Origin of the sequence: Pseudomonas haemolytica, from assembly GCF_009659625.1 — a bacterium.
Classification (GTDB): domain Bacteria; phylum Pseudomonadota; class Gammaproteobacteria; order Pseudomonadales; family Pseudomonadaceae; genus Aquipseudomonas; species Aquipseudomonas haemolytica.
In genome coordinates this window covers 340,865-354,938 of sequence record NZ_VOIW01000003.1, presented here as the reverse complement: position 1 = coordinate 354,938, position 14,074 = coordinate 340,865, and the positions used below count along the sequence as shown (strand labels likewise).

Genomic DNA, 14,074 nt, shown 5'->3' with positions numbered 1-14,074 from the left:
CCAACCCTCTATTTCCTCGCCGCAATCATCGCCATGAATGCCGGCATTGCCGCCTCCCGATCCGCCGCGACCTTCTGGGCATTGGGCAACCCATGCAAGCGCTCCAGCAACGCCTTCGCCGCCGGAAACTCGGCCAGCAAATCCAGGCCGAACAGCTTCTCGCCCACGGCACAGGCGAGGTTCACGCTGTACATGAAATACAGATCCGCAAGGGTGAAGCTCTCCCCCGCCACAAAAGGCGCGAACTTGCCGTGCCGGCCTAAACTTCCCACCCCAAGCAGCAACTCGGCCTTGGTTTTCTCCTTGATCGCCTCCGGTACCGGCATGCCAAAAAAGGCCTCGGCGAAACACGCACGGGCGGGCAATTCGATGTACAGCTCGATTTCGCGACACAGCGCCAGCACCTGAGCACGCTGAAACGGCTCAGCCGGGAGCAGCGCTGGGCCTTCCTGAGTTTGCTCGATGTACTCCAGAATCACGCTGGTTTCATTGATAAAACCTTGCTTGACGCCCAGCACCGGTACTTTGCCCCTGGGGCTGACGGCCAGGGCTTCGGGGGTTTGCCCGGCATAAAAAGGCACCTCTTCGAAAGGCAGTCCTTTTTCCATCAGCGCCAGCTTGACCATGTTGTAGTAGTTGCTGACCGAAAATCCGTAGAGCTTGAGCATTGCAAATGCCTCCAGGCCGGGTGTGGGGTTGGCTGCAAGAGTTATAGATCCTCAAGGCCGGCCTGACCAGAAGCATCGCCCGCCTGAATGGGGGTAGACTGGCGCCCTTTCCTTGAGGAGCCTGCCATGAGCGAGCCGACCGATATTGATAACGACGAAGAAGAGTTCACCGAGAGCACGCTGACCCAGGCTATCGAAAACCAGATCGAAAGCGACAACCCGCCTGCCGCCAAAGCCACCTTCAACAAGCTGACACTGGTAGGTTACGAGCGCGAAGACATTTTGAACCTCATGGCCCATGTACTGGCCGTTGAGATCGACAAGATGCTCGAAGAAGACCGCCCTTTCGATACCGAATGGTATGAAACGGCGCTGCGGGCGCTACCTGAATTACCGCCTGAAAACGACTGAAACCCGCCTTTGCGTGGCCGGGAAGCGCGCTTCCTCGCCACAAATCTGCGCCATATCAATACCCACGACTTTCTCACTGGACAGCCCGCCAAAGTGCGTTCACCTTATGGCCTGCTAGCCTCTAATAAATTTTAGAAAGTCTGGAGTCCTTATGTCGTTTACCCCTGAGTTGGTTGCCGAACTGGAAATCCTTGTACTCTTCCCCCTGGACAGCACCAAGGAGGGTCTGAAAGTCCACCAGACCGCCGCTCCTCCTGCCATCGCCGCTGCCAAGCGCCTTCATGCCAAAGGACTTATTGATCAAGCAGATGGGGGCTACCTGACCAGCCTTGGCCGGGACGCTGCTGAACAAGCCCAGACCCTGCTGACCATCTTGACCACCGCCAACACCAAAGAAGCCGCCTGACACCTGATACCGCCCATGGAATCCGCCCCCTGCGGATTCCGAGGGCGTTGCTGCTCCGCGCACAAAATTCTGACGTCAAAAACCATTTCCCTCTAAAACTCCTGCGCTACTGTCTGTAAACTCCTACACGGCCGCCCACGTCGGGCCCTGCGAGCCACCGAGTTCGACATGACCCGCACCCATGAAATCCGCCCCGACCTGGACGAAGGCATCGACCGTAAGGTGCTGACCCAGTTGCGTGCGCGCTTCATGGCCCTCAATCAAGGTCGCATGGCCCGAGCCGTCGAGGGGCTGACCCCGCGCCAGCAAAGCGTGCTGACCTTGTTGCCGCTGTTTTTCCACGTCAATCACCCGCTGTTGCCAGGCTATGTCTCCAGCAGCACGCCGGCCGGGCTGTCGAATTTCGAACCTGACGCCCAGGCCCTGGCGGAAGCCCAGCGCCTGACCCGCTCGTTCTCTTATAAACCGCGCCATGGCAACCCGCCTTGTCCGATCCACGGCCTGTTCCTGATGGGCAGCCTCGGTACACTGGCCCAGGCCGATCAAAGCGATATGGACGTGTGGGTGTGCCACGCACCCGACCTGAATGACAACGAACTGGCCGAGCTGCGCAAGAAGTGCCAACTGCTGGAAGCCTGGGCCCTGGGCATGGGCGCCGAGGCGCATTTCTTCCTGATCGAGCCGACGCGCTTTGTGCTGGGTGACCGTGATACACAACTGAGCTCCGACGATTGCGGCACCACTCAGCACTACCTGTTGCTGGACGAGTTCTACCGCACTGCGATCTGGTTGGCCGGGCGCACGCCCATTTGGTGGCTGGTGCCGGTCTATGAAGAACACCGCTACGCCGAATTTACCCACACCCTGATTTCCAAGCGCTTTATCCGCGCCGATGAATCCCTCGATCTCGGTCACCTGGCCCATATCCCCCCAGGCGAATTTATTGGCGCCGGGCTGTGGCAACTGTTCAAGGGCATCGAGTCTCCGTACAAATCGGTGCTAAAGCTGCTGTTGACCGAAGTCTATGCCAGCGAACATCCGAACGTGCACTGCCTGAGCCTGCGCTTCAAACGGGCAGTATTCGCCAACCACGTGGATCTGGATGAGCTGGACCCTTACATCGTGGTCTACCGCCGTATCGAGGAATACCTCAAGGTCCGCAACGAGCCGGAGCGCCTGGAACTGGTACGGCGCAGCCTGTACCTGAAGGTCAACCGTAAGCTCAGCGCCGGTCAGCGCACCGCCAGTTGGCAACGGCTGTTAATGGAGCGCCTGGCCCATGAATGGGGTTGGGACCAACGCCAACTGGCCCTGCTGGACAGCCGCAGCCAGTGGAAAGTGCGCCAGGTCGCTTCCGAACGCCGCGCCCTGGTCAATGAGTTGAACCACAGCTATCGCTTCCTTACCCAATTCGCCCGTAGCGAACAGAGCGCCAGCCTGATCAACAAGCGCGACCTCAATGTGCTGGGCCGGCGCTTGTACGCAGCGTTCGAGCGTAAGGCCGGCAAGGTCGAGTTCATCAACCCCGGCATCGCCCCGGATCTGGCCGAAGACACCTTGACCCTGGTGCAGTCGCCCATCCGCAAGGAACCGGGCCAGCACCACTGGGGCTTGTATAACGGCAACCTTACCGCCCTGGAATCGGAGCACTTCGCGCCGATCAAACGCAGCCGCGACCTGCTGGAAATGCTCACCTGGTGCCACCGCAATGGTGTGATCGACAGCAGCACGCGTCTGGCGCTGCACCCCGGCGCCAGCGACATGACGGAGTTCGAGCTGTTCAATCTGCTGGGCAGCCTGCAACAGACCATCGCCCTGCCCTTGGCCAGCGTCGATGAAGCTCGCCTGTTGCGTCCGGCGGTGCCGGAAGAAGTGTTGTTGCTGATCAACGTTGGCGTGGACCCGCTCAAGCATCACCGCGACCTGAATATTTTAATGACCACCGAACGCACCGACTCACTGAGCTATGCCGGTGTACGCGACAACTTGGTACTGACCCTTGACCAGGTCACCCTAAATAGCTGGAACGAAGTGATGGTCAGCCGCTACGACGGCCCCCATGCCCTGCTCGACTGCCTGCGCGACTACCTCAATCAGTTGCCGCCAGACCATTTGCCACGCCTGCGAGTGCGCTGCTTCTGTCACAACCGTGCGCAGTTCATTGCCCAGCGTGTGGAGGAAGTATTCGATACCGCGCAGAACCTGCTGCTCAGCCAAGGCAATCATCGCTACCTGCTCCAGGTGCAGCAGCACTATCACGTCATGGAGCTGAGACCGGGCCAAGCCACTCATGTGTCACTGCCAACCCAGGACGCGCTGATTGCCTACCTCAGCGAAGAACTCGCCAGTTACAGCCCGTGGCACCTGGACGCCATGGCCCTGGAAGACCACGACCTGGCGCTGCTGCTGCCCATGGGCCAGGCCGACTGCGTGCAGGTGTTCTACCGGGCCAATGAACGTTTCGCCGAGCTGTACGTGCTCGACGAATTCAACGCCCTCTGGCAACAACGCTTGCCGTTTCATGATGAACAAAGCCTGCTGGCCCCGCTGCAGCGCTTCCTGCAATCGGTGCTCTATCGCCGGGAAGCGCTATCGTCCCTGGACGCCCAGCAGCCGCTGGGTGAAGTGCAGACCTTGTACTACCAACTGTTGCCATCGGGCAGCACCCGCGCGCGCGGCGTCGAACCAAGGCCGGCCCCGCAGAACCCGACCAACAAGCCGTTTTATGACGTGCAGGCGATTATCGGCAAGGCGGCTCCGGGCCAAGTGGGGATCACCCTGTACTGCAATCAGCGGGAGTTTTCCGAGCTGGAATTTGGCGACCAACTGTTTGCCGTGGTCGCACGAGAGATCGTCGGGCAACGCCGGGAAACCGAGCGTTACCGTTGCTATATCACTGACCTGGATTTGTCAGGCCTGCTCGGTGATGTGCAAAGCCCAAGCAATCTGTACCTGCGCTACAAGGCCGAGCTGGAGATGGCGCTCAATGAAGCGCTGAGCCAGATTTAGAGAGAGAAGGGACCGCCATCTTTGGGCTGGCCTTCAACGCTGAGCAACTCCAGCTTGAGGGTCTTGCCGCCGGGCGCTGGCCAGTCGATGTGCTGGCCCACTTGCAGGCCCAGCAAAGCACTGCCCACCGGCGCCAGGATCGAGATCTTGCCTTCGTCGGCATTCGCGCCCTTGGGGTAGACCAGGGTCAGGTGATAGTCCTTGCCACTGCCTTGTTCACGGCAATGCACGCTGGAGTTCATGGTCACGACAGTTGCAGGCACTTCATCGTGGCCAACCACTTCTTCGGCGCGGTCGAGTTCGTGTTGAAGGGCTTCGACGCCCGGCGAGTCTTCGCCCACACGGTCGATCAGTTGCTCAAGACGCTGCACGTCGAGACGGGTAAGAATGATGGAAGGTGCGGTCATGATTCAGGCAGACTCCTTTTTTCTGCACGAAAAAGCAAAACCCCGCCAGGAAAAGGCGGGGTTCTCACGGACCTCGATGAGTTGAGGTGTACCCGGACACTACCACAGCGACACAAATAAACAAGATGGCGTCAGGCGTGTGCCTTGCGCTGCTCTGCCTGGGCACAGATCACCCGGCGCCGCGCATCGTCGGCGGAGCGCCATTCACGGATGTCTTCCACATGACGGAAGCAGCCCAGGCAGACTTTCTGCTCGTCCAGGCGACACAAACTGATACAAGGTGACGGCACCGCCGGGCTGACATTGCTGAACAGCGGCTTGGGCGGGCGTACGGGTGCTGGCTCGGTCACGATCAGATCTCGTCGAAGTCCAGGTCAGCGCCGGACTGTTCCTTCGTGAGACGAGCAAGCATTTCGCTCAGCAACTCCTCAGTGGTGTCGTGCGCCCAACGGTTTTCCTCTTCATCGTAATCGAAGTGAAAACCGCCGGTGCGCGCTGCGAGCCACAGTTGGCGCAACGGTTCCTGGCGACTGAAGATCAACTGAGTGCCGTTCTCGAACTTAACGGTCAGCACACCGGCCGAGTTCTCCAGATCCACATCCAGGCCGCTGTCGTCGAAAATATCTTCCAGCGCCTGCTGGGTCGAATCCACCAGGTCGTGAAAACGGGCTTCGGTCAAACTCATTGTGGCAACCTCAAAAATGTCTGGTTTTGCTCAAGCGCCGCACGATACGGACGAGCTTCGCCGATTGCAAAGGATACCGATTTCATTACAGATGGCAGTACGAAATATCCTCAAACAGCGTAGCCCGCTTCCCGACCATCTCGCCAAACCCCCGCCGGACGGGAATCCCGGCGCATAGGCAAGCTGGCAGGTGGTCGGTATACTCGGGCGCAATTAATGCATATTCAAGGATTTCGCCATGAAGCGCCTGATCTCTTCCCTTGCTGCGCTCGTCGCGGTCGCTTGCCTCGTTAGTGCCTGTGGCCAAAAAGGCCCGTTGTACCTGCCGGATGACAGCAAAGATCCGAATGAACAGGCGCAATCGTCGCAAAAGCCGTCAAAAGCGCATAAGCACGACACCTACTAAGGGAAACTTATGGACGCTTTTAACTACCGGGACGGCGAGCTGTTCGCGGAAGGCGTGGCGTTGTCCGCGATTGCCCAACGCTTTGGCACTCCGACCTATGTGTACTCCCGTGCGCATATCGAAGCCCAATACCGCTCGTTCACTGACGCTCTGGAGGGCGTGCCGCACCTTGTGTGCTATGCGGTCAAGGCCAACTCCAACCTGGGTGTACTGAATGTCCTGGCGCGTATGGGCGCCGGTTTCGACATCGTGTCCCGTGGCGAGCTGGAACGTGTACTGGCCGCTGGCGGCCAGGCTGACAAGATCGTGTTCTCCGGCGTCGGCAAGAGCCGCGAAGACATGCGCCGCGCCCTGGAAGTCGGCGTGCACTGCTTCAACGTCGAGTCCACCGACGAGCTGGAGCGCCTGCAAGTCGTGGCGGCCGAGATGGGCGTTCGTGCGCCGATCTCCCTGCGCGTCAACCCGGATGTCGATGCTGGCACCCACCCGTACATTTCCACCGGTCTCAAAGAGAACAAGTTCGGCATCGCCATCGCCGACGCCGAAGACGTGTACATCCGCGCCGCCCAACTGCCGAACCTGGAAGTGCTGGGTGTCGACTGCCATATCGGCTCGCAACTGACCACCCTGCCACCGTTCCTGGATGCCCTCGACCGCCTGCTGGCGCTGATCGACCGCCTGGGCGAGTGCGGTATCTACCTGCACCACATCGACCTGGGCGGCGGTGTGGGCGTGCGTTATCGCGACGAGGAGCCACCTGCCATCGCCGACTATATCCAGGCCGTACGTGAACGTATCGAAGGTCGCGACCTGACGCTGATGTTCGAGCCGGGCCGCTATATCGTCGCCAACGCTGGCGTGCTGCTGACCCAGGTCGAGTACCTGAAGCACACCGAACACAAGGATTTCGCCATCGTCGATGCGGCGATGAACGACCTGATCCGCCCGGCGCTGTACCAGGCCTGGATGAATGTCACCGCCGTGACGCCTCGCAACAGCGAAGCCCGCGCCTATGACATCGTCGGCCCGATCTGCGAGACCGGCGACTTCCTGGCCAAGGAGCGTCAGTTGGCCCTGGAAGAAGGTGATCTGCTGGCCGTGCATTCGGCGGGTGCCTACGGGTTTGTCATGAGTTCCAACTACAACACCCGCGGGCGTACCGCCGAGGTGCTGGTGGACGGTGATCAAGCATTTGAAGTGCGTCGCCGCGAGACGGTAGCCGAGTTGTATGCTGGCGAAAGCCTGCTGCCGGAGTAAGCCATGCTGCTGCGTTTTACCAAGATGCACGGGCTGGGCAATGATTTCATGGTTCTCGACCTGGTCAGCCAGCACGCGCACATCCTGCCCAAGCACGCCAAACAGTGGGGCGATCGTCACACCGGTATCGGTTTCGACCAGTTGCTGCTGGTCGAGGCGCCGAGCAACCCGGAAGTGGATTTCCGCTACCGGATCTTCAACTCCGACGGTTCCGAAGTGGAACAGTGCGGCAACGGTGCGCGCTGCTTTGCGCGCTTTGTGCTCGACAAGCGCCTGACCGCCAAGCGCCAGATTCGCGTCGAGACCAAAGGCGGCGTGATCGAACTGGATATCCGCAGTGACGGCCAGATCAGCGTCAACATGGGCGCGCCACGCCTGGTGCCGGCGGATATTCCGTTCCAGGCCACCGAGCAGGCTCTCAGTTACCCGCTGGATGTGGATGGCAACACCGTGGATATCGCGGCTGTGTCCATGGGCAACCCCCATGCGGTGCTGCGGGTCAACGACATCAATAACGCCCCGGTGCACGAACTGGGGCCGAAGATCGAGCATCACCCGCGCTTTCCGGCACGGGTCAATGTGGGCTTCCTGCAGGTGATCGACCGTACCCGCGCGCAATTGCGCGTATGGGAACGCGGCGCCGGCGAAACCCAGGCTTGCGGTACCGGCGCTTGCGCCGCTGCCGTTGCCGCGATCAGCCAGGGGTGGATGGATTCGCCGCTGTTGATCGACCTGCCCGGCGGACGCTTGTCCATCGAATGGGCAGGCCTTGGCCACCCGGTGATGATGACCGGGCCGGCCTCGCGCGTATACGAAGGACAGGTCCGTCTATGAGTGAGCCAAGCTAATGACCGATAAGCCTCAAGTACCCGCACAAGCGACCCCGAGTGAAAGCCTGGAGGCCGCTGCTGTCGCGGCGTACCTTGAGGCTAATCCGGACTTCTTCGTCGAGCACGAAGAACTGCTGCCGGCCCTGCGCATTCCCCATCAGCGCGGCGATACCGTGTCGTTGGTGGAGCGGCAGATGAAGATCCTGCGCGAGCGCAATATTGAAATGCGTCACCGCCTCTCCCATCTGATGGACGTGGCCCGCGACAACGACCGCCTGTTCGACAAGACCCGCCGCCTGATCCTCACCCTGATGGATGCCGCCAACCTGGAGGAAACGGTGATCGCCGTGGAAGACAGCCTGCGCGAGGATTTCCAGGTGCCCTTCGTCAGCCTGATCCTGTTCAGCGAGAACCCGATGCCAGTGGGTCGCTGGGTCAGCGGGGGCGAAGCGCAGACGGCCATCGGCGGCCTGCTTTGCGAAGGCAAGACCGTCAGCGGCACCTTGCGCGAGCATGAGCTGGACTTCCTGTTCGGCGTCGAACAGCGCAAGCAGATCGGCTCTACGGCGGTCATTGCCCTCAGCCATCAAGGCTTGCACGGCGTACTGGCCATCGCCAGCCGCGACCCGGCGCACTACAAGAGCTCGGTGGGCACCTTGTTCCTGACCTACATCGCCGAAGTGCTGGGCCGCGTCCTGCCGCGCCACACCAGCACCCTACGCGCGGTGCGCTGACCATGGAACGGCAACTGGACGCTTACTGCGCTCACCTGCGCAACGAGCGCCAGGTGTCGCCCCACACCCTTGAAGCCTACCGACGGGACTTGAACAAGGTCCTGGCCTTTTGCGAAAAACAGCACGTCAGCAGTTGGCAGGCCCTGGACATACAGGCCCTGCGCAGCCTGATCGCACGGCTGCACCAGCAAGGCCAGTCCTCGCGCAGCCTGTCTCGCCTGCTGTCGGCGGTGCGCGGCCTCTACCACTATCTCAACCGCGAAGGCGTATGCGATCACGACCCGGCCAACGGCCTGTCCCCGCCCAAAGGCGAACGGCGCCTGCCCAAGACACTGGACACTGACCGCGCCCTGCAACTGCTCGACGGTGCTGTAGAGGATGACTTCCTGGCCCACCGCGACCAAGCCATCCTCGAACTGTTTTATTCCTCGGGCTTGCGCCTGTCGGAGCTGACTGGCCTGAACCTTGATCAGTTGGACCTCGCCGATGGCCTGGTGCAGGTCCTCGGCAAAGGCAGCAAGACCCGCGTGCTGCCGGTGGGCAGAAAAGCCCGGGAAGCCTTGCAACTGTGGCTGCCGCTGCGCCTTTTGACCAACCCGGCGGACGATGCGGTGTTTGTCAGCCAGCAGGGCCGGCGCCTGGGGCCACGGGCAATCCAGCTGCGGGTCAAGGCTGCCGGCGAGCGGGAGCTGGGACAGAATCTGCACCCGCATATGCTGCGCCATTCCTTCGCCAGCCATCTGCTGGAATCGTCACAGGACCTGCGCGCCGTGCAGGAACTGCTCGGCCACGCCGATATCAAGACCACGCAGATCTACACCCACCTCGATTTTCAGCACCTGGCAACGGTGTACGACAGCGCCCATCCACGGGCCAAACGCATCAAGGGCGGCGACTCATGAGTATCAAGCTGATCACCTTCGACCTGGACGATACCCTCTGGGACAACGTACCCGTCATCATCAGCGCCGAAGCGTCGATGCGAGAATGGCTGGCGACCCACGCCTCCAAAGTAGGCGACCTGCCCCTGGAGCATTTCGCCCGTCTACGCCAGCAGGTGCTGGAACGCCATCCCGAGTTGAAAAACCGCATCAGCCTCCTGCGCCACCGGGTGCTGATGCATGCGTTTGAAGAGGCGGGTTATCCACAGCCGCAAGCCACGGAAATGGCAGATGTGTGCTTTGAAGCGTTCATCCATGCCCGCCACCAGCTCACCGTCTTCCCTGAAGCTGAGCCGATGCTTCAAGCCTTGCGCCAGCACTTTTTGCTGGGGGTGATTACCAATGGCAATGCCGATGTGCAGCGCGTTGGCCTGGCCGACTATTTCCACTTTGCCCTGCGCGCTGAAGATATCGGTATCGCCAAGCCGGATGCGCGGTTGTTTCAAGAGGCGTTGCAGCGTGGCGGCGTGGACGCCAGTGCAGCGGTGCATATTGGCGATCATCCTGGAGATGATATTGCCGGGGCACAGCAGGCGGGGTTGCGGGCAGTGTGGTTTAACCCGGCGGGCAAGGTGTGGGAAGGGGATAAATTCCCCGATGCGCAGATTCGCAGCCTGACGCAGCTACCGGAATTGCTCCGCAACTGGCAGTAGCACCAGGGATCAAAATGTGGGAGGGGGCTTGCTCCCGATAGCGGTGTGTCAGTCGCCAATGTACCGGGTGAACGACTGCAATCGGGAACAAGCCCCCTCCCACAGTTGGATCACCACAAGGCTCGAACAAATCATCGGGCATGAAAAAGCCCGCAGCGACGGCGGGCTTTTTCAGCAAGCGGGAGGCAGACCTCAGATAGGTCGGCTGCCGTACTTGTTATCCGGCTTCTTCGGTGGATCCGCCACCACGTTAGCCTCGACTTCCTGCACTTTGCCGCCTTTGGCGAGGAATTCCTCCATCGCTCGGGCCAGGGCATCGCGCTCTTTGTTCTTGGCTTCAACGCTCGGCAGTTCATCTACCGAAACGGCAGCCTTGGCTTTGCCTTTGGCAGCAGGAACAGGCGCATCATCGCCACCATCGTCATCCGCAACATCTTCCGCTGCCGCTTCAAGACCTTCTTCGGTGTCGTCTTCGTCACCTACTTCGAGTTCGTCGTTTTCCAGATCATCGTCGCTCATGTTCTACCTCATGACTTGCGAAAAGCAGATTAGTTATAGCCCAGCTTCGCCCTCTGTCGAGGGTGCTGGAAAAAAATCAACATCCACTGGATAACCAGTGGCTTATGCCTCTTCACCGTGCAAGGTGGCGAGGACTTTACGAGCACCGCCATGATCACGGTGCTCGCCCAGATAAACACCTTGCCAGGTCCCTATTGCCAAGCGGCCGGCCTTGACCGGCAAACTCAGCTGGCAGCCCAGCAGGCTGGCCTTGAAGTGCGCCGGCAGATCATCCGGACCTTCGTCGTTGTGTTCAAACCCTGCACGCCCTTGCGGCACCAGCGAGTTGAAAAAACGCTCGAAGTCACGGCGAACCGCCGGGTCGGCATTCTCGTTGACAGTCAACGAGGCCGAGGTGTGCTGCAGCCACAGATGCAACAGGCCCACACGGCACGCCTTTAATTCAGGCAAGCCGGCAAGCAACTCGTCCGTTACCAGGTGAAAGCCCCGGGGCTTGGCCCGCAGGGTAATCAGGGTCTGTTGCCACATACAGTTCTCCGCCCGTCGGCGCGCATTCTAGCGCGCTCTGGGAAAAAACAAAGTGCCGAATACGCCTTCCTAGCTGTAAGACATTTGCACCCTTGAAAATGCCGTGTGGATCCCATCACAAAGTCGACAAAAAACCCATACACCTTTAGCCAAAGACAAACTCCAGGCAAAAAAATGCCCGGCAAGCCGGGCATGTTTTTTTCGCGTACTTACAAGTTGTAGCCGCGCTCGTTGTGTTGCGCCAGATCGAGGCCAACCGCCTCTTCCTCTTCAGTGACGCGCAAGCCCATAACCATGTCCAGCACCTTGAGGATGACAAAGGTCACGATCGCCGTGTAGATCACGGTGAAGCCGACGCCTTTGCACTGGATCCAGACTTGGGCAGCGATGTCGGTCACGGTGCCGAAGCCACCCAGTGCCGGGGCTGCGAACACACCGGTGAGGATCGCACCGACGATACCGCCGATACCGTGCACGCCGAAAGCGTCCAGGGAGTCATCGTAGCCCAGCTTGCGCTTGAGGGTGGTGGCGCAGAAGAAGCACACCACACCGGCGACCAGGCCAATCACCAGGGCGCCCATCGGGCCCACGGTACCTGCGGCAGGCGTCACGGCAACCAGGCCGGCCACCACACCCGAGGCAATGCCCAGTGCGCTTGGCTTGCCGTGGGTGATCCACTCGGCAAACATCCAGCCCAGTGCCGCAGCTGCGGTGGCAATTTGAGTGACCAGCATCGCCATGCCTGCAGTGCCGTTGGCCGCTGCTGCGGAACCAGCGTTGAAGCCGAACCAGCCGATCCACAGCATGGCCGCGCCCACCAGGGTGTAACCCAGGTTGTGCGGTGCCATTGGAGTGGTTGGAAAGCCTTTACGCTTGCCGAGCACGATGCACGCCACCAGGCCAGCCACGCCCGCGTTGATATGCACGACAGTGCCGCCGGCGAAGTCCAGCACGCCCCAGTCCCACATCAGTCCACCGTTGCCGCTCCAGACCATGTGCGCGATCGGCGCATAAACCAGGGTGAACCAGATAGCCATGAAGATCAGCATGGCGGAGAACTTCATACGCTCGGCGAAAGCACCGACAATCAGCGCTGGAGTGATGATGGCGAACGTCATCTGGAAGGTGATGAACACAGCTTCCGGAAACAGCGCCGCAGGCCCGGTGATGCTGGCCGGGGTGACACCCGCCAGGAACGCCTTGCCCATGCCGCCGACGAAGGAGTTGAAGTTGACCACACCCTGTTCCATACCGGTGGTATCGAACGCGATGCTGTAGCCGTAGACGACCCACAGGATACTGATCAGGCCAGTGATGGCGAAGCACTGCATCATCACCGACAGAATATTCTTGGAGCGGACCATGCCGCCATAGAAAAGCGCCAGGCCTGGGATGGTCATGAACAGCACCAGTGCGGTGGCGGTCAGCATCCAGGCGGTGTCGCCGGAGTTGAGGACTGGAGCAGCCACTTCATCTGCCGCCATGGCCAGGCTTGGCATTACGATGGACAGCAGGGCTCCGAGCCCTGCGAATTTACGCAGAGTCATATTGTTTTCTCCTGGGGCGTTGGGGTTTGGCGGCTTAGATTGCGTCGGTATCGGTTTCGCCGGTACGGATTCGAATAGCCTGTTCCAGATTGACCACGAAGATCTTGCCGTCACCGATCTTGCCGGTGTTGGCCGCCTTGGTTATCGCCTCGATAACCCGGTCAAGATCCTTGTCGTCAATGGCGACATCAATCTTCACCTTCGGCAGGAAATCGACCACGTATTCCGCGCCGCGATACAGCTCGGTATGACCCTTCTGCCGACCGAAGCCCTTGACCTCAGTGACGGTAATGCCCTGCACGCCGATCTCGGACAGTGACTCGCGTACATCGTCCAACTTGAACGGCTTGATGATGGCAGTGACTAGCTTCATGAAAATCTCTCTCCCGAATTGGTGGACTTGCCCCAGGAAAACAAACCCGTCTCAAGTCTAAGCGCAGTGCCTGGCTTTGTAACGCATCGTCGCCTCGGCATTTGCCGTTGCGACGCCAGCGAACCACTGGTGACGAAACCTGTATCCCTGATCCGTCAGCGCACTGCATTCGTCACAGCGACTGCATCAGTGCATGGGTCATGATCGTCTAAGCAGAAACCTTGCCAGCTCCGTAAAAATCACTGAAATCAATCCTTTGCCCACTCGTGCCCACCCACAGGGCGTTTGCGCGGCCTCAATGCGCATCAAAACAGTGCGCGACCGCCCGTCACTATGCGCGAAAAGCGTGCGCCTGCGACCGTGAAAGGACTATAGACGCTGCGTGGTACACTGCCCGCCAACAGTTTTCCGGAATATTTCCCATGCTCGCGCCCAAAGACCTCCTCGACGCCCTGAGCGGCCACGCCTCTCGCCTGTTCAGCGGCGACACCCCGCTGCCCCGCAATGAAATCGAAAGCCAGTTCAAGGCATTGCTGCAAAGTGGCTTCAGCAAGCTCGACCTGGTGAGCCGGGAAGAGTTTGATAGCCAAATGGTGGTGCTGGCCCGCACGCGTGCGCGGCTGGAGAGCCTGGAGGCGAAGGTGGCGGAGTTGGAAGCCAAGTTGACGCCACCCGCCGCTGAATAAACGCGGTCAGTGTG

General features: G+C 60.3%; 18 protein-coding genes. 10 read left to right on the top strand and 8 right to left on the bottom strand.

From position 1 onward, the window contains the following. Window positions 1-8: 8 nt before the first annotated feature. Window positions 9-668: a glutathione S-transferase family protein gene (locus FRT59_RS12030; RefSeq protein WP_034116376.1), complete on the bottom strand. Its 660-nt coding sequence runs from the start codon at window positions 666-668 to the stop codon at window positions 9-11. Window positions 669-794: 126 nt separating this feature from the next. On the opposite strand from FRT59_RS12030, the gene FRT59_RS12025 reads away from it, so the two are divergent. The 3 genes from FRT59_RS12025 (at window position 795) to FRT59_RS12015 (ending at window position 4,494) form a co-directional block, all read left to right on the top strand. Next, window positions 795-1,079 carry a hypothetical protein gene (locus FRT59_RS12025; RefSeq protein ID WP_153871306.1) on the top strand — a complete coding sequence of 95 codons (285 nt, stop codon included), beginning with the start codon at window positions 795-797 and terminating at the stop codon, window positions 1,077-1,079. A gap of 151 nt (window positions 1,080-1,230) precedes the next feature. After that, window positions 1,231-1,485: a TIGR02647 family protein gene (locus FRT59_RS12020; protein WP_153871305.1), complete on the top strand. Its 255-nt coding sequence runs from the start codon at window positions 1,231-1,233 to the stop codon at window positions 1,483-1,485. A gap of 168 nt (window positions 1,486-1,653) precedes the next feature. Next, window positions 1,654-4,494, top strand: a complete 2,841-nt coding sequence (locus FRT59_RS12015) for a class I adenylate cyclase (RefSeq protein ID WP_153871304.1) — start codon at window positions 1,654-1,656, stop codon at window positions 4,492-4,494. Here FRT59_RS12015 and rnk read toward each other — a convergent pair. The 3 genes from rnk to cyaY form a co-directional block, all read right to left on the bottom strand. Then, window positions 4,491-4,901, bottom strand: a complete 411-nt coding sequence (rnk, locus tag FRT59_RS12010; RefSeq protein ID WP_153871303.1) for a nucleoside diphosphate kinase regulator — start codon at window positions 4,899-4,901, stop codon at window positions 4,491-4,493. The two genes, FRT59_RS12015 and rnk, sit on opposite strands and share 4 nt — an antisense overlap. A 131-nt stretch (window positions 4,902-5,032) precedes the next feature. Next, window positions 5,033-5,251 (bottom strand): DUF1289 domain-containing protein, encoded by a 219-nt coding sequence (locus FRT59_RS12005; RefSeq protein WP_034116381.1) that lies wholly within the window; start codon window positions 5,249-5,251, stop codon window positions 5,033-5,035. 2 nt (window positions 5,252-5,253) lie between these two features. Then, window positions 5,254-5,586: an iron donor protein CyaY gene (gene cyaY, locus FRT59_RS12000; RefSeq protein ID WP_034116382.1), complete on the bottom strand. Its 333-nt coding sequence runs from the start codon at window positions 5,584-5,586 to the stop codon at window positions 5,254-5,256. A gap of 238 nt (window positions 5,587-5,824) precedes the next feature. Between cyaY and lptM the strand changes: the two genes are divergently transcribed. From lptM to FRT59_RS11970, 6 genes are read left to right on the top strand one after another with little or no spacing between them, the layout of a single operon-like run. Beyond that, complete coding sequence (gene lptM / locus FRT59_RS11995; protein ID WP_003195417.1) at window positions 5,825-5,992, top strand: LPS translocon maturation chaperone LptM; 168 nt, start codon at window positions 5,825-5,827, stop codon at window positions 5,990-5,992. Window positions 5,993-6,001: 9 nt separating this feature from the next. After that, window positions 6,002-7,249, top strand: a complete 1,248-nt coding sequence (gene lysA / locus FRT59_RS11990; protein ID WP_034116383.1) for a diaminopimelate decarboxylase — start codon at window positions 6,002-6,004, stop codon at window positions 7,247-7,249. Window positions 7,250-7,252: 3 nt separating this feature from the next. Next, window positions 7,253-8,083 carry a diaminopimelate epimerase gene (dapF, locus tag FRT59_RS11985; protein WP_153871302.1) on the top strand — a complete coding sequence of 277 codons (831 nt, stop codon included), beginning with the start codon at window positions 7,253-7,255 and terminating at the stop codon, window positions 8,081-8,083. A gap of 13 nt (window positions 8,084-8,096) precedes the next feature. Beyond that, window positions 8,097-8,813, top strand: coding sequence for a DUF484 family protein (locus tag FRT59_RS11980; protein ID WP_153871301.1), 717 nt, complete (start codon window positions 8,097-8,099; stop codon window positions 8,811-8,813). Between the two features lie 2 nt (window positions 8,814-8,815). Next, window positions 8,816-9,715: a tyrosine recombinase XerC gene (gene xerC, locus FRT59_RS11975; RefSeq protein WP_034116386.1), complete on the top strand. Its 900-nt coding sequence runs from the start codon at window positions 8,816-8,818 to the stop codon at window positions 9,713-9,715. After that, on the top strand, window positions 9,712-10,407 hold the full coding sequence (locus FRT59_RS11970) for an HAD family hydrolase (RefSeq protein ID WP_153871300.1): 696 nt from the start codon (window positions 9,712-9,714) through the stop codon (window positions 10,405-10,407). The genes xerC and FRT59_RS11970 overlap by 4 nt, the downstream gene beginning before the upstream one ends. A 192-nt stretch (window positions 10,408-10,599) precedes the next feature. On the opposite strand, the gene sutA is transcribed toward FRT59_RS11970, so the two are convergent. From sutA to glnK, 4 genes are all read right to left on the bottom strand, one after another. Beyond that, window positions 10,600-10,926 (bottom strand): transcriptional regulator SutA, encoded by a 327-nt coding sequence (gene sutA, locus FRT59_RS11965; RefSeq protein WP_015886504.1) that lies wholly within the window; start codon window positions 10,924-10,926, stop codon window positions 10,600-10,602. A 102-nt stretch (window positions 10,927-11,028) separates the two neighbouring features. Beyond that, window positions 11,029-11,454, bottom strand: coding sequence for a secondary thiamine-phosphate synthase enzyme YjbQ (locus FRT59_RS11960; RefSeq protein ID WP_034116388.1), 426 nt, complete (start codon window positions 11,452-11,454; stop codon window positions 11,029-11,031). Between the two features lie 209 nt (window positions 11,455-11,663). Beyond that, the gene (locus FRT59_RS11955; RefSeq protein WP_034116389.1) at window positions 11,664-13,001 is read right to left on the bottom strand and encodes an ammonium transporter; all 1,338 of its coding nucleotides are present in this window, start codon (window positions 12,999-13,001) and stop codon (window positions 11,664-11,666) included. 34 nt (window positions 13,002-13,035) lie between these two features. Then, complete coding sequence (gene glnK, locus FRT59_RS11950) at window positions 13,036-13,374, bottom strand: P-II family nitrogen regulator (RefSeq protein ID WP_002555808.1); 339 nt, start codon at window positions 13,372-13,374, stop codon at window positions 13,036-13,038. 422 nt (window positions 13,375-13,796) lie between these two features. Between glnK and FRT59_RS11945 the strand changes: the two genes are divergently transcribed. Then, window positions 13,797-14,060, top strand: a complete 264-nt coding sequence (locus FRT59_RS11945; RefSeq protein ID WP_034116390.1) for an accessory factor UbiK family protein — start codon at window positions 13,797-13,799, stop codon at window positions 14,058-14,060. Window positions 14,061-14,074 lie beyond the last annotated feature (14 nt).